The 21,059-nt window shown below is 49.0% G+C and carries 19 protein-coding genes; 14 read left to right on the forward strand and 5 right to left on the reverse strand.

What is annotated here, in order from left to right:
- The first annotated feature begins 50 nt into the window (after nt 1-50).
- The 3 genes from aroK (at nt 51) to AVO41_RS00965 (ending at nt 2,656) form a co-directional block, all read left to right on the forward strand.
- Entirely contained in the window at nt 51-575 is a 525-nt protein-coding gene (aroK, locus tag AVO41_RS00955; protein ID WP_068581266.1) for a shikimate kinase AroK, read from the forward strand.
- 102 nt (nt 576-677) lie between these two features.
- Nucleotides 678-1,760: a 3-dehydroquinate synthase gene (gene aroB, locus AVO41_RS00960; protein WP_068583168.1), complete on the forward strand. Its 1,083-nt coding sequence runs from the start codon at nt 678-680 to the stop codon at nt 1,758-1,760.
- Nucleotides 1,757-2,656: a D-hexose-6-phosphate mutarotase gene (locus AVO41_RS00965; RefSeq protein ID WP_235584621.1), complete on the forward strand. Its 900-nt coding sequence runs from the start codon at nt 1,757-1,759 to the stop codon at nt 2,654-2,656. The genes aroB and AVO41_RS00965 overlap by 4 nt, the downstream gene beginning before the upstream one ends.
- A gap of 88 nt (nt 2,657-2,744) precedes the next feature.
- Here AVO41_RS00965 and rpoH read toward each other — a convergent pair whose 3' ends face one another.
- Together rpoH and AVO41_RS00975 are read right to left on the reverse strand one after the other, a co-directional pair.
- Entirely contained in the window at nt 2,745-3,599 is an 855-nt protein-coding gene (gene rpoH / locus AVO41_RS00970; RefSeq protein WP_068581270.1) for an RNA polymerase sigma factor RpoH, read from the reverse strand.
- Between the two features lie 229 nt (nt 3,600-3,828).
- Nucleotides 3,829-4,275, reverse strand: coding sequence for a flagellar protein FliS (locus tag AVO41_RS00975; protein ID WP_068581274.1), 447 nt, complete (start codon nt 4,273-4,275; stop codon nt 3,829-3,831).
- Nucleotides 4,276-4,507: 232 nt separating this feature from the next.
- Between AVO41_RS00975 and AVO41_RS00980 the strand changes: the two genes are divergently transcribed.
- Nucleotides 4,508-5,998: a bifunctional diguanylate cyclase/phosphodiesterase gene (locus AVO41_RS00980; protein ID WP_068581277.1), complete on the forward strand. Its 1,491-nt coding sequence runs from the start codon at nt 4,508-4,510 to the stop codon at nt 5,996-5,998.
- A 50-nt stretch (nt 5,999-6,048) separates the two neighbouring features.
- On the opposite strand, the gene mtnN is transcribed toward AVO41_RS00980, so the two are convergent.
- From mtnN to AVO41_RS00995, 3 genes are all read right to left on the reverse strand, one after another.
- Nucleotides 6,049-6,753, reverse strand: a complete 705-nt coding sequence (gene mtnN, locus AVO41_RS00985) for a 5'-methylthioadenosine/S-adenosylhomocysteine nucleosidase (protein ID WP_068581280.1) — start codon at nt 6,751-6,753, stop codon at nt 6,049-6,051.
- 68 nt (nt 6,754-6,821) lie between these two features.
- Entirely contained in the window at nt 6,822-7,343 is a 522-nt protein-coding gene (luxS, locus tag AVO41_RS00990; protein ID WP_068581283.1) for an S-ribosylhomocysteine lyase, read from the reverse strand.
- Between the two features lie 30 nt (nt 7,344-7,373).
- The gene (locus AVO41_RS00995; protein ID WP_068581286.1) at nt 7,374-8,156 is read right to left on the reverse strand and encodes a glucosaminidase domain-containing protein; all 783 of its coding nucleotides are present in this window, start codon (nt 8,154-8,156) and stop codon (nt 7,374-7,376) included.
- A gap of 214 nt (nt 8,157-8,370) precedes the next feature.
- Here AVO41_RS00995 and AVO41_RS01000 point away from each other — a divergent pair, with 214 nt between their 5' ends.
- From AVO41_RS01000 to AVO41_RS01045, 10 genes are all read left to right on the forward strand, one after another.
- The gene (locus AVO41_RS01000) at nt 8,371-9,741 is read left to right on the forward strand and encodes a hypothetical protein (protein WP_068581290.1); all 1,371 of its coding nucleotides are present in this window, start codon (nt 8,371-8,373) and stop codon (nt 9,739-9,741) included.
- Nucleotides 9,742-10,101: 360 nt separating this feature from the next.
- Entirely contained in the window at nt 10,102-11,982 is a 1,881-nt protein-coding gene (locus AVO41_RS01005) for a PhoX family phosphatase (RefSeq protein ID WP_068583172.1), read from the forward strand.
- 164 nt (nt 11,983-12,146) lie between these two features.
- Nucleotides 12,147-13,925 carry a hypothetical protein gene (locus tag AVO41_RS01010; protein ID WP_068581293.1) on the forward strand — a complete coding sequence of 593 codons (1,779 nt, stop codon included), beginning with the start codon at nt 12,147-12,149 and terminating at the stop codon, nt 13,923-13,925.
- The gene (gene gspC, locus AVO41_RS01015) at nt 13,926-14,807 is read left to right on the forward strand and encodes a type II secretion system protein GspC (RefSeq protein ID WP_082676380.1); all 882 of its coding nucleotides are present in this window, start codon (nt 13,926-13,928) and stop codon (nt 14,805-14,807) included.
- 26 nt (nt 14,808-14,833) lie between these two features.
- Nucleotides 14,834-16,945 carry a type II secretion system secretin GspD gene (gene gspD, locus AVO41_RS01020; protein ID WP_082676382.1) on the forward strand — a complete coding sequence of 704 codons (2,112 nt, stop codon included), beginning with the start codon at nt 14,834-14,836 and terminating at the stop codon, nt 16,943-16,945.
- Nucleotides 16,926-18,440, forward strand: a complete 1,515-nt coding sequence (gspE, locus tag AVO41_RS01025; RefSeq protein WP_068581302.1) for a type II secretion system ATPase GspE — start codon at nt 16,926-16,928, stop codon at nt 18,438-18,440. Before gspD ends, gspE begins: the two co-directional genes overlap by 20 nt.
- A 2-nt stretch (nt 18,441-18,442) precedes the next feature.
- Complete coding sequence (locus AVO41_RS01030; protein WP_068581304.1) at nt 18,443-19,660, forward strand: type II secretion system F family protein; 1,218 nt, start codon at nt 18,443-18,445, stop codon at nt 19,658-19,660.
- Nucleotide 19,661: 1 nt separating this feature from the next.
- Nucleotides 19,662-20,111 carry a type II secretion system major pseudopilin GspG gene (gspG, locus tag AVO41_RS01035; protein WP_082676384.1) on the forward strand — a complete coding sequence of 150 codons (450 nt, stop codon included), beginning with the start codon at nt 19,662-19,664 and terminating at the stop codon, nt 20,109-20,111.
- Nucleotides 20,095-20,619 carry a prepilin-type N-terminal cleavage/methylation domain-containing protein gene (locus AVO41_RS01040; protein WP_068581308.1) on the forward strand — a complete coding sequence of 175 codons (525 nt, stop codon included), beginning with the start codon at nt 20,095-20,097 and terminating at the stop codon, nt 20,617-20,619. The genes gspG and AVO41_RS01040 overlap by 17 nt, the downstream gene beginning before the upstream one ends.
- Nucleotides 20,606-21,058, forward strand: coding sequence for a type II secretion system protein GspI (locus tag AVO41_RS01045; protein ID WP_235584661.1), 453 nt, complete (start codon nt 20,606-20,608; stop codon nt 21,056-21,058). Before AVO41_RS01040 ends, AVO41_RS01045 begins: the two co-directional genes overlap by 14 nt.
- Nucleotide 21,059: the final 1 nt, after the last annotated feature.

Here is a 21,059-nt window from a genome sequence, read left to right on the forward strand (position 1 = left end):
AATCCTGCCTTGGCTTCTTGCCGGGGAGGAGTTGGGCTACAATAGAGCGCATGCAGAAACAAAGTATTTTTTTGGTGGGGCCGATGGGGGCCGGAAAGTCAACGGTCGGACGCATCCTGGCGGATAAGCTTCATTACCGTTTTCTTGACAGCGATCATGAAATCGAAGCCAAAACCGGTGTGTCGATTCCCATGATTTTTGATATTGAGGGCGAAGCGGGCTTTCGCAAGCGCGAATGCCGTCTGATTGATCAGTTGACCCAGAAGCCGGGCATTGTCCTGGCCACCGGTGGTGGGGCGGTGCTAAAGCCCCAGAATCGCAAGCATCTGCGTTCACGCGGGTTTGTGGTGTACCTGCGCTCGTCTTTGGAGGCGTTGCTTGCCCGAACCCGCCATGATCGCAACCGCCCTCTGCTTCAGACAGACGACCCCGAAGCGGTGTTAAAAAACGTCATGACTGAGCGCGATCCGCTTTATCGCGAAGTGGCCGATCTGGTCATCCAGACCGAACAGGCGTCGGTGCACAAAGTGGTTCGTCAGATCATGGATCAGTTGACCGAGCAGGCGGTGATTTAAAAGCCGTGTTTCATTTGCGGAAAAGGGATGGGACACGGTGGCTGTGAAAGCGTGAAAGGAGACAGAGTGACGCAAACACAATTGAGATCGGATTCATCTGTGATGGCGCCGGTAACCCTCGGTGTGGAGCTGGCAGAACGCAGCTACCCGATTGTCATTGGACAGGGGCTTTTGGGGCAGGTTGAGCAAGTGCGTCCTTATGTTCAGGGAACGCAAGTCTTGATCGTCACCAATACCACGGTCGCCCCGCTTTATCTGGAACGGGCCCGGGCGGCGTTTGCCGAGTATGAAGTGCAAACCGTGATTTTGCCCGATGGGGAGCAGTACAAGAATCTGGACGTTCTCAATCGGATTTTTGATGTGGCCATCGAGCATCACTTTGATCGTCACTGTACTTTTGTGGCACTGGGCGGTGGCGTGATCGGTGATATGACCGGATTTGCCGCAGCCAGTTATCAGCGGGGCGTGCGGTTCATTCAAATGCCGACCACGCTCCTGTCCCAGGTCGATTCCTCGGTGGGCGGAAAAACCGGGGTGAACCACCCGAAAGGCAAAAACATGATCGGCGCTTTTCACCAGCCCGAAGCCGTGATCATTGATGTGACCACCTTGGATACATTGCCGGATCGCGAGTTGTCGGCCGGGTTGGCCGAAGTCATCAAATACGGGCTGATTGTGGATGCGCCGTTTTTTGATTGGCTGGAGGCGCGCATGCCGCAATTGCGTGCGCGTGAGCCCGAGGCCATTACGGAGGCGATCCGCCGTTCCTGCGCCAACAAGGCCGCCATCGTCGCCAAGGATGAAAAAGAGGCCGGATTGCGGGCACTGTTTAATCTCGGTCATACGTTTGGTCATGCGATTGAAGCGGGCATGGGCTATGGGGTCTGGCTGCATGGCGAGGCGGTGGCGGCCGGGATGATGCAGGCCGTCTATCTGTCACGTCTGCTCGGAGATCTGACCGAAGCCGATCAGGCGCGGATCAGCCGGGTCATTGAGTCGGCCGGTTTGCCGGTGAAGCCGCCGGCGGACTTGTCCGTGGCCGAGTTTCTGCGTCTAATGGCGGGGGACAAAAAGGTTCAGGCCGGGCGGATTCGTCTGGTGTTGCTGAAATCGATCGGGCAGGCTTATGTGACGGGGGATTATGATGATGCCCTGTTAACCCGGACACTGGAGGCGTATCGTTGAAACGGGCCGAACGATTCCCACAGGGCATGCACTTGTACCGTCAGGGTGCCTTGACGCTGATTGAGGTCAACAATGACTTTGCGCGTCTGGTCATGACCACCCATGGCGCCAGTGTGCTAAGTTTTGCCCCAAGGCTGGATACAGGCGAATTGCAGCCGGATTTATTGTGGGTGTCCGAGCGGGCCCATTACAGTGGTGAAAAGCCAGTACGCGGTGGGATTCCTATCTGCTGGCCCTGGTTTGGGGTGTCTGCGGAGCCAGGCTTGCCCGCGCATGGGTTTGTGCGCAACATGACCTGGCAGCTGGTGTCCTCGGACAGTGATGAGCAGGGGCGCACCCGATTGACGTTTCGCATTCACGACACACCCCAGTCCCGCGCTCTGTGGCCGTGGCATTTTGAGCTGAGCCTGGAAGTCCTGGTTGGTGCGGAACTGACCCTGACACTGACCTCCCGTAATCTGGATACCAAGCCGTTTGTGATCACGGAAGCGATGCACAGTTATTTTTCGGTGTCCGATGCCAATGAGGTGTTTGTGACGGGGCTGGGGGACAGTGTTTGCCATGATAAGTTGACAGACTTGCCACCCTATCGTGCCGAAGACGTTTTGTCGATTGTGCCGCCCCTGGATCGTGTGTATCTGAATCAGCCGGGCCAAGTCCAACTGCATGACCCAGGCAAAAAACGCAATATTGAAATTGAGAAAACCGGCGCGACGGCGACGGTGGTCTGGAACCCCGGCGCTGAGTTGATCGGGGGCTTTGATGACATGGACAACCAGGCCTGGTCAAAAATGCTGTGCGTTGAAGCCGGCAATGTGCTCGACCAGTCCATTGTGGTGGCACCGCAAGCCTCGCATGCCTTCCGGCTGCACTTGCGCGCTAAGCCGTTGGCTTGAACAGGGCGTTTGAACCGGGCATAAAAAAACGCGCCGAAGCGCGTCTGACAAACAGCTAATTTCAGTTGGCGTTGTCCAGCTTGACGGCTCAAGCCGCTTCGGCCATGGCCTGGCGCAATTTTTTGATCGCCTGCTGTTCAATCTGTCGAATCCGCTCCATGGACACGCCATATTTTTCTGACAGAGCCTTCAGGCCCGTTTTCTTCTCTGCCAGCCAGCGCTGTTGAAGAATATCCAGGCTGCGTTCATCCAGCTGTTTCATGGCCGCTTTCATGTGACCGAGATCGAAGGCGTTTTGAGACTCTGCCACCAGTTGTGCTTCCGGGTCCATCTCCTGGCTGACCAGAACCGGATAGTGTTTGTTGTCTTCTTCTTCGTCCGCTGACATGTCGACGGGCATGTCCTGACCATAAAGCCGGGACTCCATTTCCAGAACGTCTTTGCGTGTCACGCCCAGTTTTTCTGCCACCTTGTCCGCATCATCATTGCCGAGCCAGGCCAGGGATTTTTTGGCGCCACGCAACTTAAAGAACAGTTTGCGCTGCGCTTTGGTGGTGGCGGTTTTGACGATGCGCCAGTTTTTGATCACAAATTCGTTGATTTCAGCGCGAACCCAGTGGACGGCAAACGTCATCAGACGGACTTTTTCGCCCGGATTAAAGCGTTTGACCGCCTTCATCAGGCCGATGTTACCCTCTTGAATCAAATCACTCAGCTGCAGGCCGTACCCATTGTAAGAGCGTGCAATCGGTACCACGTAACGCAGCGAAGACAGGATCAGGTGGCGTGCCGCCTCCAGGTCCTGGTGGTAATACAGGCGTTCGGCCAGCTCACGCTCTTCTTCCGCGCTCAGCTGCGGAAACGTCTGCACGGTACGCAGGTAGGTTTCCAGATTCTGACCGGGGACCAGGTTTTGTTGGAATGCCATCAGTTGCTTAGACATACCGATCACCTCATATCTAAATTGGTTTGAATACCATTACTATACAAGAATTAGCACTCATGTCAAGCGACTGCTAGAAAAATAATCACGGGATAGACCTCTTTTTTATCAATTGCTTAGGGGGATTAGTTAAGGTGGTTTGTTGGAAATGTCTCAGGCATAAAAAAACCCGCCCGGCGCAGCCGGGCGGGTTGGTTCTGAGCTGTCACCCGGGTTGGGTCAACACGGCTCAGTCGTTATCGTCCATTTGTCCAGATGAATGCATCATTTCCAGCCAAGCGTCGCGGATTTCGGTCAGAATTTCCAGTGCGCTGTCCAAGTAGAAGCTCTCTTTTTCGTAGACCGCTTCCTGGATGGCTTTGTCCGCATAGCGATACAGCTCGTCCAGATCATAGGCCAGCGGGGTTTCCTTTGTCAGGGCCAGACGATCGCGCAGTGCATCCAGGATGGTGGTCATACGACCCAGGTGGAACCCTTTTTCCACATACGCTTCAGACGTATGGCAAAGTTTGGCCAGATTGCCTTTGTCCACCACGCCTTGCAACAGCAGCATCACCGTTTTGGCCGGATCATCGGCCAGGTTTTCTTCGGTTTGCGGGTTGCGGTGATAATCCTGCAGCAATGGGGCAGCGTCATTTTCGACCGGTGTTTGATTCAGTGTTGGGTTCATGGTCATGGTAAAGCTCCTTGTGTTTAGCCTTATTATTTCGTTCCGAAACCACTCAAGGTTATCGTTAACGGTCGATAAGCAGAAGCCGTGCCAAGATGTTATATCAATGTGAACGGTGGTGGTTGACTGGCGCCTACTCGGGGAATGCAAAAAGATGGCACTGGGTTTGCTTGATACGGGCAAAGGCACACACCATCGATGAAATGGCTGGCTTAAAGCCTTCTCACAGGGGAAAACAATGCTGGAATTGGTTCATCCACACATTAATAATGTTCAGGCCCCGGCGACGTCTTGGTCGCGGGATCTGATGGCAGCCAATCAAGACCGAATCCAACCGTCTGAAAACGACGAGTATCGCTCGTCTGGCGGGTTGGGCCAGATACTGTCGCGTTTGCAGAGTAAGTTTGCTTACCCGCCAGACATGGCCCTTCGGATTGAGTCAGAGGTTCAGGCGCGCACGCATCATTTATACAAGCAAGCACACTTTGATTTTTTGACGCATTTGCCGAACCGTGCGCGCTTATATGAGTATTTGAATGAATGCGTGATGCATGCTCAGCGCAGTCAATCACCTTTCAGTCTGGTGTTTATGGATTTGGACGGTTTTAAATTGGTGAATGATTCGCTGGGACATCATGCCGGGGATGAGCTGTTGCGGCTGGTTAGTGCCCGGGTATTAAACGCGGTCAAAGACACGGATATGGTGGCCCGTCTGGGCGGAGATGAGTTTGTTCTGGTGTTGCCGGGGGTGGCAAAAAAGGCAACTCTTGCCGCTGTGTGTGAACGTCTGATTCGGGAAGTGTCTCGCCCCTATTGGATTGAAAACCAGGCGGTCAATACCTCGCCCAGCCTGGGTGTGGCAACCTATGGTCAGGATGGCAAATTGGCCTCGGAATTGATTGACCGGGCCGACCAGGCGCTGTATTACGCGAAAGAACAAGGCAAGAAAACCTATGCGTTTTTCAGTGGCTTGCCTCAGTTGCGATGCCAAGCTGAAAAGCCGTTGCAGGCCTGCATCACACAAGCCGTTGAACAGGGTGATTTTCAACTGTTGGCGCAACATCAGGTCGACATTAAGCGCGATCAATTTGTGGGGGTGTCTCTGACACTGAACTGGCCAGATGCGCCCGATGTGCAAGCTCTTTCGGATTTGGACGGCTTGCTGGGGAATCATCCCGATGCGACGCGGGTGAATGCGTGGCTGTGGGACTCGGTTTGCTATTATCTTTCGCGCTGGCAGCGTCAGGCGCCGGATTGGACGGTGAGCCTCCCCGGGCTTGCCAGTCGGCTGGCATCGCCAGCCAGTGTGGATTTTCTGGTTAAACGATTACAGTCGCATGGCATTTCTCCCGAGCAGGTTCATCTCAATGTCGGCGTGGACGGACTGAACGACGACTCGCATCTAGCGAGCCTGAACGCGTTTTCGCAGGCAGGTTTTCAGATTACGTTGAGTGATGTCGGTCGTTTGGCACTGGACTTGACTCGTCTGGGGCAGGTGTCGCTGTCGGAGATGCGCTTGAATGAGACCTGGCTCGAGCAGCAGTTGAAAACCGTGGAAGGAACGCGCTGCGTGCGTGCAGTGATTGATATGGCGCACACACTGGATGCGTCGGTGGTCGCCACTGGGGTTGATGATGCCGCTCGGGCCGAACGTTTGCGTCAAATGGGCTGTGATATGGCACAGGGCCCTTATTGGGGTCAGCCCACAGCGGTCGGACGTTTCATGTGAAACCGCTTGGGCCGCTTGGACCGTCGTGCATTGCGGCTTGGAGGGTCGCCTTAATCTAAATCGTCGGCTTTGTGGATGATTTCCAGAATCAATTTGGCGGAATGCGTCGCGGCCTGATCAAGATATTGGGTAAAGGTTTGCGCGTTTTCTTTGCCAGCGATGTCCGATAAGGAGCGAATGATCACAAACGGCGTGTCAAAACGATGACAGGTCTGGGCGATGGCCGCCGCCTCCATTTCGCACGCAATCATGTCAGGAAACTTCGCCCGCGTCGCCGCCACATCTTCCGGGTGATGCATAAAACGGTCCCCTGTCGCAATCTGTCCATGCATGTGAGCCACTTCGCCCAGGGATTCAATGGCTTTTTGAGTGATTTCGACCAGTTTGGGATCGGGTGTGAAGTGGTGCGGGCTGCCGGGGACCTGACCGTTTTCATAGCCAAAGACCGAGACGTCCACGTCATGATGCAGGACCGATTGGCTGATCACGATGTCACCCACTTCCTGATCGGGGTGAAAGCCGCCGGCGGAACCGGTATTGATCACGGCATCCGGTTGATATTTTTCAAGCAGTAGCGCGGTACTGATGGCGGCGTTTACTTTGCCGATGCCGGAGCGCAGCAAAATCACATCGGTTTTGTGAATCCGGCCGAGGTAATATTCAAAACCGGCTCGGGTCTCCGTTTTCAGGTCTTGGAGCTGTTGGCGCAACAGAGAGACTTCTTCCTCCATCGCGCCGATGATGGCGAGTCGCATAGCGTATCGGGTCCTAAAAAGAGGCAAAAGAAAGGCCCGGTAAAAACCAGGCCTGGTAAAAAAGGAAGTTAAACCGCGTTGCCCAGCGACTTGAGGGTGGCTTCATCCATGGCCAGGTCGGCATTTTTGTTGACGCCAATGCCCTGATCAATGATATGGCGTGCAATACTCTGGGCCTCGTCCAGTGAGTGCATGGTGTAGGTGCCGCACTGGTATTTGTTCAGCTCGGGAATGTCTTCCATTTTCTGAACATTCAGTACGTCCTGCATGGCCGCTTCCCAGGCTTTGGCCACTTCTTTTTCATCGGGCGTGCCGATGGTGCTCATGTAAAAACCGGTGCGACAGCCCATGGGCGAGACATCAATGATTTCGACCCCTTCACGATTGAGGTGTTCGCGGATAAAACCGGCAAACAAGTGCTCCATGGTGTGAATGCCTTTTTCGCCGAGAATGTCGATGTTGGGACGCGTAAAGCGCAAGTCAAACACGGTAATCGTGTCACCCCCGGGGGTCTTCATCGTCTTGGCCACACGCACGGCGGGCGCTTTCATAATGGTGTGATCGACGGTAAAGCTGTCAAGTAATGGCATATGTTTTATCCTTTTGCTGCTTGAGGTTGGTCAGTCTCGGTTCGCGGTCTGGTTGTATTGATTAAATCTGAACAGTTCATTGTAACGAATCATTGCCTGAAGTTCTTCCACATAGTGTTCGCCTCGCTCGGAATAGCGCTTCAACCCTTCTGCCAACGCTAGGCCGGTAATGGGTTGTCCGGCCTGGCGCTGTTGAGCCCGAATGCTTCTCAGCTCGGAATAAGCCCTGTGACTGTTTAAATTGTGCAGATAACTTTTGACGGAGTCAAAGGGGTGGTCAAACGCGCGCACTTCGTGAGAGGCCCCGGCATTACGTTGTTTCGGTACCAGTCCGCAACCGGGTGTGTAACACCATTGACCGAAATAGTTGTTGGCCTGACGTGCAAATCGTGATGTACCCCAGGCGCTTTCGTTAGCGGCCTGCGCCAATGCAAGAGACGTTGGAATGATATCGATGCGCTTGAGCAGGGCTACCTGGTCCGATGGCTGACCGGGGTTGAAGTCAGCCAAATCATAGCGCTCGGCTAAGCTTGTCAGCCAGGTCTGGTCCGAAGGGCCTAAACGATCCTGATGCATCAGCGTGGTTAATCGTTGTCGCTCAAGCAGAATGTTACGATTCGCTTCATGAATCAGTGGTACAAAATAATTAAAAAATCCATTTTTGCGCTGGATACCAGCTCTAAAGCTTAGGAAGTCCGGCGGTGATTTAAAATGGATATCCTGTGCTGAACCCAAGCTAATAGGTTCTGAAGATTCGTCAGAGCAGCCATGCAGGAGAAGGATCAGAACCACCGGAAAAATTTTAATAGGCATACGTTACGCTTTTTTTATATTCAAAAAGGTTTATCGGTTGTGGGTTGGTTGTAAACAAGCTTTGGATGAGTTTGGAATGGTTTATGCTTTATGTTTGTTTGTTAAAAAATCCAATGCAAAGAACTTGCCAGTTAGTGGGAAGATTTTTTCTTTACAATTTTACTTTAAAAGTAAAACCTGAGGTTTTACAAGCCAATCGTTTGGAATTTAACTCATGCCAGAACTAACCAATGAATTTTATGTGAATGCGTTTTTCAAAGCGTCCCAATTTCGCCTACCAAATCAGGATGAAACAAGCAAATGGACTGATGAGTTAAGCAACGACCTTATTTCAAAACCTGCTCTGGCCTTTTTAGGTTTTCAGCAGCCTCAGTTTGACATTAATTTACAAATTGGGAAGCTTTATCAAGCAGCGTTTGGGGGGGCAATGCCTGATGAGCAAATGCTTGTCTGGGGAGAAGCCTATAGAAATGGCGTTTCTCTTGAACAAATGGCATCAAGCTTTCTTAATTCAGAACGTTTCGCAACAGAATTTGCAAATGCGGGTCGCTCCATCGAAGTTTTTTTGCAAACCCGTTATCAGGAATTAACCGGCCAAGCCATTGATCCAGCTTTGTTGCAAACGGGCCTGCAACTGTATTATTCAGGTTCGATCACAGAGGCACAGCTTTTATTGGAATTATCAAAATACGCTGATGACCACCTGGTCACCTTAGGTCTTTTGGAACAGGCCATTTACCCTGATGGAACAAGCTCCTTGGCTTTGGAGGGTTATTCGAGCGATACACGACTTGCTATTAGTGAATTGTTGGTAGAAAAAGAAAAGAGCGAGGTTCCAGATGCAGCTGACACACAAGGTTTTTTGGAAAAAGACGGCGTCTTGTCCTATTCGGGTGACGAGGAACTCGCTTCAGTAGAAATTGATTTGTCAAAGCAGCTTATCACAATTGATGATGCAACAGCCGGGTTGATTGAAGGCGATTTAACCAATGTTGTAGACATTGATTTAGAGCTTGCGCCCATTCAAGCGTTTGATGTGAAGGGTAATGACACTGACAACCAAATTATGCTGCCTGACCAGGGCGGTCGCATTGCGTTAAGCTCTGGCGAGGATTTCGTTGAATTGAACGCCGGTCAAGATGTTATTGAATTCCCCGTTTCGATTGGTGCCAATGACCTTGATGTCATCCAAAATTTTGAGCGTGGAACGGGCGGAGATCAATTGGATTTTTCCAGCTTCTTGGATGTCGTGAATGCAACCGCTGCAACGACCGCGATTGACTCACAAAGTACTGGCGAGCAAGCTTGGCAAAACGGTGATGTGTTGGTTGTGTCAGGGTATGGATTAAACACGGCGTCCTCAATATCCGGGCTTTTTGGTACTGGTCAAGCTCTTGCTGATCCCACAAGCAGTGGCAAATTGGTTTTGTTGACGGCGGATATAGTTGGTGATGCGAGCGTTTGGTACGTGACAAACCAATTGACACCTTCGTCCGTGACGTCGGATGAAATCACTCATGCTGCTGAGCTTGTTGGCATCAATAACTTATCTCTATTAGGCTTTTCGAGTGACAATTTCAGTTAACTCATAATTCTTAAATCCTGACTCCTAATTTACAACGTCTAATTCGTGAACTGCATTGCCTGCCCCAGTATGGTATGGGGTGTGGCTTGTTCCTTTCAAACTCTGCTAGCTGAAATGCATTTAGTCAGTCCTAAAGTGCTGGCGCTTTTAAATGCTAAATACAGTCATACGGCATCGTAACTCTTTTCCTTTTCTTTTTGGTGCAGCGCTGGACTCAAAGTTAATTTTTAATCTGGGAGTCACTCGGGCGTTCATATATCTTTCATAAAAACTACAAAAGTCCTTAACCATTTCTCTTAGGTCATGTATCTAAAATTCACGGGCAACTTAAAAAACTACTTTTTGTTTTTGGAGAAATTTATGAAGCTTAAACCTCTTAACTTGGCATTGATTGCGGCCCTGTCTGCTGGTGCTGTTGTAATGACCGGCTGTGACAGTGACAGCAACGACACTTCTGTTGCCAGCCAGCCAGTGGAAATGGCGTTTGAACCAATTGATGTGCCTGCAGGGAATGACAAAGCTGCCATCCAGGTTTCCAAGAAAGTGACTGTGAATGGTGAAGATCAAGAGATTGGTTATCAAAAATTGTTGGCCACTGGCGAGCAAGACAATGGTGAAACGTATGGCGCAGTCAAAGATTACTTGGGCAACCCAATCTTGTTTGAAGATGCCTCAGCATATATTTGTAACGGTACCAATGCTGGCGTAGGTTCTGGACTGGATTATGTTTCCATTCTTGAGCGTAATGACCGGTTGTACATGGTTTCGCAGTTTGAATGTCAAGTTGGCGCTATGTATATGAATGAAGTAGAGCAGGACGCTGAGACAGGTGCACTGTCCGTAAAGCCTGGTTCACTTAAATTTATCGACCAATCGGATGAATTTGGTGGGTTTGTACATTGCGCGGGGCAGGCAACTCCTTGGCAGTCGCACCTTGGTTCAGAAGAGTATGAGCCCGATGCGCGCTCTGTTGAAGAGGAAGCGGATCCTGTTACTGGCTTGACGGGCAATAAATACTTTGATGAGACCATCAAGTTCTGGGATGGTGATGCTTCTAAAATCAACCCTTATTACTATGGATGGACACCGGAAGTTAAAATCACTGATGCGGGTGATTATGACTACGCTAAACACTATGCCATGGGGCGTTTCTCTCATGAACTGTCTTACGTGATGCCCGATGAAAAGACTGTTTATATGTCTGATGACGGTACAAACGTTGGCCTGTTCATGTTTGTGGCAGATGAACCAAAAGACCTGTCATCCGGTAAGCTTTATGCCGCTAAATGGAATCAGGTTTCTGATCAGGGGTTGGGTGAAGCCAATATCTCCTGGATTGATTTGGGTCATGCCAACAACGAAGAAGTCCGTAATCTGCTAGATCCGGATGGTGACGTTACAACCAACGATGGCGTTAATTTCTCAGATGTTTTTGAGGTGGAAGCGCCGACTGCTAACGGCACCTGCCCGACCACTGGCTTTACATCAGTGAACACAACGGCTGGTCATGAATGTTTGAAGTTGAAAGACATAAATAAAGACGGCGCGGTTAACGCGGCAGACGGTGCTTTGGCTTCTCGTCTGGAAACTCGTCGTTATGCAGCAATGCAAGGTGCAACCACTGAGTTCCGTAAAGAAGAAGGCATTACCTTTAACCAGCGTGATAACAAGCTGTATGTTGCCATGTCACAAATTGCGAGAGGCATGGAAAGCTACCAGCGTGGCGGTGAAGCCAATGATAAGTATGACATTGGTGGCCCCAACGACATTCGCCTACCATTTAACGACTGTGGTGGTGTGTATGAAATGGATGTGGCAACCAATAAAAACATCGGTTCTGATTACGTTGCATACAACATGAAAGGCCTGGTGGCAGGTGAAGAAAAGGATTATTCGGGTGATCCAGCTCTGTCTGCAAACAGCTGTGATGTTAATAAGATTGCCAATCCGGATAACATCACTTATCTGGACGGTTCAGATACTTTGATTATTGGTGAGGACACAGGTAATCATGAGAATAATATGATTTGGGCCTACGACATCAAAAAAGGGTCTCTGGATCGTATTTTCACCACACCTCTGGATGCCGAGACGACTTCCCCTTTTTGGTATAAGGATGTCAACGGTCATGGTTACATGACAGCGGTTACTCAGCACCCAATGGAAGATCAGGATTCTGCGACTGAGTCACAGAAACAGTCTGAAGTGGGAGTGGTCGGACCATTCAAATTTACTAAATAATATAAATGCTAGTCGGTATTGATCCGGCTTTTTCAGGGGCTCGCTTTGAGCCCCTGTTTTTATTACGACACAAAATAATCTCAAGCCATTAATTGTTTTTTGTCGTAATGAAAGCAGAGCTTCGAAAGTATTAGTGATAAAACCATTTTATAAAGGGGTAGGCAATGCAAAGGTTTTTAATGCTTGGCACGTGTTTCATAGCGCCGCTATGGCTATCAGGGTGTAATGATTCGACCTCTGATGCGGTTACAGACGTTGAGAATGCAGTGGAAGAAGTGGAGCAAGCGGTTGATGATGTCAAGGAGTCCGAAGCCGGTCAGGCGCTTGAGCAAATATCGGCTCAGTCACCGGTGAATGTTAGTCTGATGACCAACCATATTGTCAACAATGATGCCGCCTACATTCCCTCTCAATGCTACACTAAGACTCGAGGTGAGATGGGGCAAGTGCATAATCCTTGTTTTAGTTGTCACACACAGGGTGTGACGCCTAATTATATTGATGATTCAGCGTTTCAGATGGAGTATGATTTTCGTGAGTACAGCCGGACAAACCGCTGGAGGAATCTATTCAGAGATCGAACAGAGCAAGTAGATGCGATTTCAGATCAAGCCATTTTGGACTATGTGAAAACGTCTAATTATTTCGACGAACAAGGTAACATCACACTTGCACAAACCCTAGAAAATGTGCCCTCTAACTGGGATTACAACCAAAATGGTAACTGGGATGGTTATAAGCCTGATTGTTATTTCAATTTCGATGAACAAGGGTTTGATGTCGATCCTAACAACCATGATACTGGTTGGCGTGCTTTTGCGTATTCGCCTTTTCTCGGCACATTCTGGCCTACAAATGGCAGCACGGATGATGTCATTATTCGCCTTCCCGAATCCATGCGCCAGACGCAGCAGGGCCAATATTCCAGAGAAGTCTACCAGATTAACTTGGCCATTGTGGAAGCCATGGTTAAGCGCGAAAGTGTGTCCATACCGACTGTGGATGAAAGTCTCTATGGTGTCGATCTAAACCGCAACGGTCTGGTCGATCAAGCTCAAGAAGTTGTGTACGATTGGGCGCCTAATGAAGGCCGTTTTATGAGCTATGTGGGCTTGGCAAAGACTTTGCAGGAACAGGGTGAACTCAAACTGGCCGGTGGTCTGTATCCAAAAGGAACTGAGTTTTTACACACGGTCCGTTATCTAGATGTGGATGAAAATGATGAAATTGGTCTCAGTGATCGGGTAAAAGAATTACGATATGCCAAAAAAGAATCCTGGAATAACTATGCGCAACTGTACAATGCTGCAATGGGGGAGGAGCTTGAAGTGGCGCAGTTCCCAGATCGTTTGCGAACTATAACAGGTAATGCTGAAGAGGGCGTTGCCAATGGACTGGGTTGGGTCTATCAGGGATTTATTGAAGACGCCCAAGGACAGTTGAGACCACAAAACTTTGAGGAGAGCATGACCTGCATTGGTTGTCATTCCGGTGTGGGGGTCACGGTTGATTCCGGCTACTCATTTCAGCGAAGACTCGGTGGAGAGACATTTCAAAATGGCTGGTACCACTGGACTCAAAAAGGGCTTGAAGGGATTAAAGAGCCAAAGTATGAGGATGGTACTTATCAGTACACGGAGTATTTGATCAATAACCAATCCGCCAATGAATTTCGTAATAATGACGAAGTCGTTAATAAATTTTTCAATGACCAAGGTGAACTCAAACAAGTTGAAGTAGACAAACTGCATCAGGATATTAGTCATCTATTGATCCCAAGTGTTGAGCGTGCACTGGAGTTGAATAAAGCCTACAAAGTAATTGTTGAAGAGCAAAGTTACATTTATGGGCGTGACCCACACGTAAAACCGATTGAAACCGTGTGGGAAGTCGTACCACTAGATGAAACAACGGGTGTAGATGAACCAATCATCAGGAACTAAATGACGCTATCTTTTCTAACATCTTTAAGTAAACATAATATCAGTCATGTTGTCCTGTCTAATGGGACATCATGGCTTTTGTTATTACTATTGGCGTGGTGGACAACCGGTTTTGTTGTTGGCGTGTTATCCAATGAGCCTGTTTTGCCGTCTTCGGTTAAAAGTTCATCAGAGGCAGAGGCTTCGGCGAATTCACAGTCTGACAGGAGTCAGAGTTACCCAGTGTTTACTCTTTTTGGAGAGGCCAAAAATCAAGATGAGGTTGAGCAAGGTGCAGGTCATGACTATGCATCGCTAGAGGAGTCAAACCTGTCTTTGACGTTGGTAGGGCTGATTTCTCACCCAGTTCGACCGGTGGCCTTGATTGCGCAAAGCGGTCAGGTGGAAACCTATGTGCCTGGAGAAGAGATCGCACCAAATGTTGAGTTAATTGCAGTGCATGGGCAGTTTGTGGTTCTTGATGAAAAAGGGCAAAAACGCAAACTGTCCTTACCCTTTGAAACAACACAGCGTGTTAAGCCGTCGAGCAGAGAAGTGCCGCCTTTGTTTGAAAAAAATACGCCTGCTCATCATGATGAATTATCCAAAATGGGTCATAAAATTAAAAAAGATCCTATGACGCTCAATCGGTTCCTACGTTTTAAGCCTACGTATAATAATGGTCTGGTAACGGGGGTTAAAATTTGGCCTAGGGAGAAGGCAGCTCTTTTTCAAGCACTTGGATTACGTGCAGCGGATGAAGTAATTGCTGTTAATGGCCTGTCGGTTTCAGAGCTGTTTCAAGCGCCTCAAAAATGGGCCAAACTCTTAAACCATAACCGATTCGACCTTACTTTACGCCGAACCGGGCGAACACACCAAGTCACGTTTAACCTGTCTTAAAATTTCCAAAACAAGCTATTAACTTTATGAAACCTAATCAATACCGTTCTTTTATTACTTTATATATGGCGCACAACCGTCGTGTGTTCTGGATCGTCATTAGTTTTTTGATCCTGCTCTTATATTCGGCAATGTCGGTTGCCCGTGATGAATCGGGGCGCCTTGAGCAGTCGTTTAAAAACGCTGACATAGAAAAAGTGATTGAAGCGGTGGCACAAGTAACAGGAAAAAATTTCATCATTGACCCCCGCGTGAAGGGGAAAGTGACACTGATTGCTCCCAATTCGATGCCGGTTGAGGATTTACATGAAACTTTGCTGACGTTGTTGCGCGTCCATGGTTATGTGGCCATTGAATCAGACAATGCAACACGCATTATCCCCGCTGACGTTGCCAGAGATCAACTCAACAAAGCGGAGAATTCACAATATAAGCAAGACTGGATTACCCAGGTTTTGCAGGTTGAAAACGTGCCTGCAGCAAAATTAGTGGCGGTTCTGCGCCCTTTGGTTGCAAGAGAAGGACACTTAGTGGCTTTACCGGAGAGTAACCGCTTGGTTGCAACCGACACTAAAGCCAATTTAGACCGCATTCAACGTTTGATTCAGCGACTGGATGTGCCCGCACAGGGCGATTACGAGGTGGTGCATTTAACTCACGCTTCGGCGGAAGAGCTTGTCAGAACTCTGCAAAAGTTAACCTCTGACAACGTGGGCCAGGGGGTTAAATTACAGTTTGATCAACGAACAAATCGAATCATCATGGCGGGAGCAGAGGCTCAACGCTTCAAGCTTCGTGCTTTGATTGCGGACCTTGATACGCCGACTTCCTCGAAGGGAAGCGTGGATGTTGTGTATCTTCGTTATGCGAAGGCAGAAAACCTTGCGCCGGTTTTACAAAAAATTGCGATGAATCGTTCCCTATTAAGTGAGCAATCTGGAGAAAAGTCACCGGGACAAAAAACAGACTCGGAGACCGGAGCTGGAGCACAGCAGTTAAACACGCTTGACAAGCAAATGCTAAAAGAGCGTATCAACATTGAACCTGACAGCCGCACCAATGCACTTGTCATCAGTGCGCCCCCACAGATTTTAAAAAGCCTGAAAAAAGTGATCAAAGAGTTAGACATTCGCCGAGCTCAGGTTTTAATTGAAGCCATCTTGGTTGAAATCAGTGAGTCAAAGCAGGCGGAGCTTGGCGTGGAATGGGTGGCAAATGGCTCCAATGGTGTGGGCTTGATTGATTTCTCTGGCACTTTACCCGCCATCCTAAGTGGTGCCGTCACAGGTAATGCGTCGCAAGTGGCCAGTGCACTGGGGCAAGGAAGTGGCGTAACCAGTGCTGTTGGGCAGATTAGTACCGATTCAAGGGGGTGGGGTGCTTTGATACGCGCGCTTAACAGTGATACCGGTTCTAATGTCTTGTCTACGCCTACGTTGTTAACATTGGATAATGAGGAAGCCGAGATTATTGTGGGCAAAGAGGTGCCGTTTCAAACAGGCAGTTATGCAACCGATAATGCCGGTGCGACCAACCCTTTTACAACGGTCGAGCGCCAAGAGGTCGGGCTTAAATTGAAAATCAAACCCCAAATCAATGAAGGCTCTGAAGTCTTTTTGGAAATCGATCAGGAAGTGTCGAGTGTGTTACCGGCTGACGGAGCGGTTGATTTGCAAACTTCCAAGCGACGTATCAAGACGAACATCATCGTGGGGGATCAAAACATGGTTGTCCTCGGTGGATTGCTGGATGAACGTGAAACACAAGTGGCCAATAAAGTGCCCTTGTTTGGTGACATACCAGGGTTAGGGCAATTGTTCCGCTCTGACCAAAACCAGCGTGAAAAAGTGAATTTAATGATCTTTTTAAGAGCTGTCATTATTAAGGATGGAACTGAAAGTGACTATTACAGTCGCCAAAAATATTACGGCATCCGTCAGGAGCAAACCAATATGCTTGAGCAAAACCCAGGTTTGTTGAAAGGTCAGGGACACCGGCCACGTATGCCAGAGCTAAAAAAATGGGAAGAGGCGACAAAACCAACAGCTCCTGATGCAAATGAAAGCGTACCCAGAGCAATAAAAGATCAAGCAGATTCGATAGAGTATGAGAGTGAATATGAACAGCTTGGCTTGTGAAATGGATCAACTGCCTGAATTGAGCTTTGCGTATGCGAGACATTATCGTGTTTTGTTAACGCTGTCTGCGGATGGTGGTTGGACGGTTTCTCACTCCAATAAAACGCCGCTCGATGCTGTTTTTGAAATACAGCGTTTAGCCGTGTCGCACCGAGTGGAGCAGCTTTTCTTTGAGTGTTTATCTGATGAGCGTCTGGCGTCTGCCCTTGAGCAGCATTACGCTAATGCCCAAAGTGACCAAATGGCCGAGGCTGAGCAAATTGACCTTGACACCGATCTTGAAACCGTAGCGGCGCAGGCAGGTGATTCTGAAGACCTGCTCGATTCGAATGATGACGCGCCTATTATCCGCTTACTAAACGCGATTTTGGCCGAAGCGATCCGAAGCCAAGCCTCTGATATTCATATTGAACCGTTTGAAACACAGCTGCGCGTGCGCTTTCGCTTGGACGGGCATTTGCAGACGATGCTTACACTTAAAAAGAACCTGGCTGAAATGCTGGTTTCCCGCGTTAAAGTCATGACCAAGCTTGATATTGCTGAAAAGCGGCTGCCACAGGATGGGCGAATGGCCACAAAGCTAGGTGGTCGTGCGGTTGACTTACGAATATCGACCATTCCATCAAGTTACGGCGAACGTGTCGTCATGCGTTTGCTCGATAAGAATGCGGGCCGACTGAGATTGGAACAGCTTGGACTCGGTGAACAAAATCTCCAGTCTCTCCAAAAATTATTGGTTCGTCCCCATGGCATTATTTTGGTCACAGGCCCAACCGGTTCGGGCAAAACAACCACGCTTTATGCCGGGTTAAGTGAGATAAATGACCAGTCTCGGAACATTATGACGGTTGAAGATCCCGTTGAGTACAATTTAGATGGCATTAATCAAACACAAGTCAATAATAAAGCAGACATGACCTTCGCAAAAGGGTTGAGAGCGATCCTGCGCCAAGATCCTGATGTGGTCATGATTGGTGAAATTCGAGACAAGGAAACGGCCAATATTGCGATACAATCCTCGCTGACCGGCCATTTGGTGTTATCGACGTTACATACCAACACGGCCATTGGCGCCATTACTCGGCTACGCGACATGGGGATCGAACCTTTTTTATTGGCTTCTAGCTTGTCCGGGGTGATGGCTCAAAGGCTTGTCAGAAAGTTATGTCCTAGTTGCAAGCAGCCTCACCAGGCAGATGAGGCTGAATGCGATTTACTGGGCGCCTCCACTGAGGCACCACCAATGCTCTATCGTGCCATAGGGTGCGATGACTGCCACCATACCGGCTACCAGGGGCGCATTGGTTTGTACGAATTAGTGGTGGTTGACTCCCACTTACAGCAATTGATTCATTCGGATGAGTCGGAAAAGGCGATGTCAGATTATGTGCATCAGTCGATGCCCTCAATTAATCAACACGGTATCAGGCTTGTGATGGATGGTTTGACCTCGATTGAAGAGGTCCTTCGCGTGACGCTGACGGCTGAAAATTAATCATGTTGCAATACCATTATCGCGCTCTCAATTCTGATGGAGAGCAGACAAAAGGTCAGGCAGAGGCCGACTCCGAACGACAGCTTCGACAGCAGCTTCGTGAAAAAGGTCTCATCCCCATTGAGGTTCGGCCTTTGTCGGGCAAACAAAAATGGTTAAGTGCTAACTCTGTCTTAAAGTCAAAGCTTAACATTAATGAGCAGGCCATGGTCATTGGTCAACTGCACACCTTGCTTGATGCCGGCATGGCACTTGCCCCAGCTTTAAAATCAATTGTTGAACAGGTAGAAAAACGACACACACAGCGTTTTGTCGCCCAGGTACTTCACAGCGTGATGGAAGGCTACCCCCTGGCAATGAGCTTTGAAAAAAGTGGATTCGTTATGGATCCAACTTTGATTGCCACCATAAGGGCAGGCGAGGAGAGCGGTCATCTTGCACAAGTCCTCGGGCGTTTATCCGAGGCAATTCTTGAGCAAGAGAAACTTCAAAAAAAAATACAAACGGCTATGATTTACCCGTCCATCATGGTGATCATGTCCATTGCTATTGTGTTTTTTTTAATGGTGTACGTGGTTCCCAAGGTAGTGACTGTTTTTGATGGAACCGGCCAGGAATTGCCCGGCCTGACCCAGGGTTTATTGTTACTCAGTCAGTGGACGCAGCAGTATTGGGAAATTGGCGCAGTTTTATTTTTGGCCTTATTCGCGCTTTATCGTTTTTTGATGCGTAATGACAGATGGGTGTACCGAAAGGATGCATTTTTGCTTCGCATGCCGTTTTTGAAGAAGTTTTTAATTACCACATCTGTTGCGAGATGGTCGAGGACACTCGGGGTGCTCCTAAACAGTGGTGTGACGATGACCGACGCACTCACAATTGCGGCGAAGGTCGTTACATTAAAACCATTGGCCCTCAAAGCACACAAGATGCAAATTAATGTCAAAGAAGGGCAGGCCCTTAATAAGGCGATGAATGAGGCGGGCTTTTTTCCCGGGCTGTTAAAAAATTTAGTGCAAACTGGTGAGGACAGCGGTCAGTTGCCTAGAATGCTAGGCAAAGGTGCGGACCATTATGAGAACGAAGTGACCACTTCTGCTACGGTACTGGTCAGTTTGGTTGAGCCTGTGATGATATTAATCATGGGAGGCGTGGTCTTAACAATTGTTCTGGCAATTATGCTGCCAATTTTTGAAATGAACCAAATGGTGGGAGGTTAACTTGGAAGCAACGAATCAAAAGCAGGGCCGTCAGAGAGGGTTCACTTTAATTGAGCTGATGGTGGTGGTTGTCATTTTGGCGGTTTTGGCTGCGATTGCGGTACCAAGATTGATGGACCGTCCAGATGAAGCTCGTATTGTGAAAGCCAAACAAGATATCAGTGCTATCAGCTCTGCATTAAAACTCTATAAGCTTGATAACTATCAGTACCCAACGACCGATCAAGGATTGCAGGCGCTGGTGGAAAAACCTCAAACGGAACCGGAGCCAAAAAACTGGCAGGCTTACATGGAAAATCTACCTGACGATCCATGGGGACGTCCATATTTATACTTGAGTCCTGGCGAGCATAAAGATTTTGACCTGTATACGCTTGGGGCTGATGGGCGCGAAGGCGGTGAGGGGATGAATGCTACCATTGGAAACTGGTCAGATGAACAGGCCCAATGAGAAGGGGTTTACGTTGATTGAATTAATGGTGGTACTCGTGGTGCTGGCCGTGATTCTAAAATTTGCCACCATGAGTTTAAACAATAATGATCAACGCAGGCTGGCAAGTCAACTTAGCGTATTTAAAAGCCTGATGCAGGAAACCTGTCAAACCGCACTATTTCAGAACCGTTTATATGGGATTGCTGCCGAAGAGGGCGGTATGAGAGTACTGACTTTTGCACCCATGAGTAGACCAAAGACAGAAGGTTCTGACAATCGGGCGGGACCAACGAGGTTTGAATGGCGACCGGTTGAAAACTCGTTTGTGGCATGGCTTTTTAAGCCGGATAACATTCAAAGCACTCAGCCGCTTGATGGGCCTTTTACATTCGAACAGCCCGGCTGGCGATGCTGGCCACAGGGATTGGTCGACCAAGGGGCTGTGACATTTCGTGCTCAAGGCAGAACACAAGTCCTTGAATGGGATGTACAGGGAAATTTTTTTGAACCTAATGCCTCGTCATAATCTTATGCTACCTTTGATTAAAGAGCATAACGGTGCAGTGCTTCAATCGTCTTGCCAATCGGGGTTTACCCTGATTGAAGTGATGGTGGCGTTGCTTGTGGTTGCTGTTTCACTTGGTGCGCTAAGTTATGGGCTCGGGCATGCAGTGAGTCAGGAGCAAAAGCTTAATCAACGTGTGGTTGGGTCATGGGTCGCACAAAATCGTTTAGCCCGTCTGTATCTGAATAAAGCTGTTTCATCTCAGGTTCAATCACAGTCGATGCTTGGGCAGAGATGGCAAACAGAGATCGTTCAGATTGGCACACCGCTTCCGGGCGTTACACAAATTGAAGTACGGGCCAAACAGATTGCTTCTGATGAACCCTCGAAACAACCCACACCACAGAGATCAATCAACATTCGAACCATTGTGTCTTCATCGCTGGTGGGTGGTTCCTGAG

It is taken from the genome of Thiomicrospira sp. WB1 (genome assembly GCF_001507535.1).
In the GTDB taxonomy this organism is placed as follows: domain Bacteria; phylum Pseudomonadota; class Gammaproteobacteria; order Thiomicrospirales; family Thiomicrospiraceae; genus Hydrogenovibrio.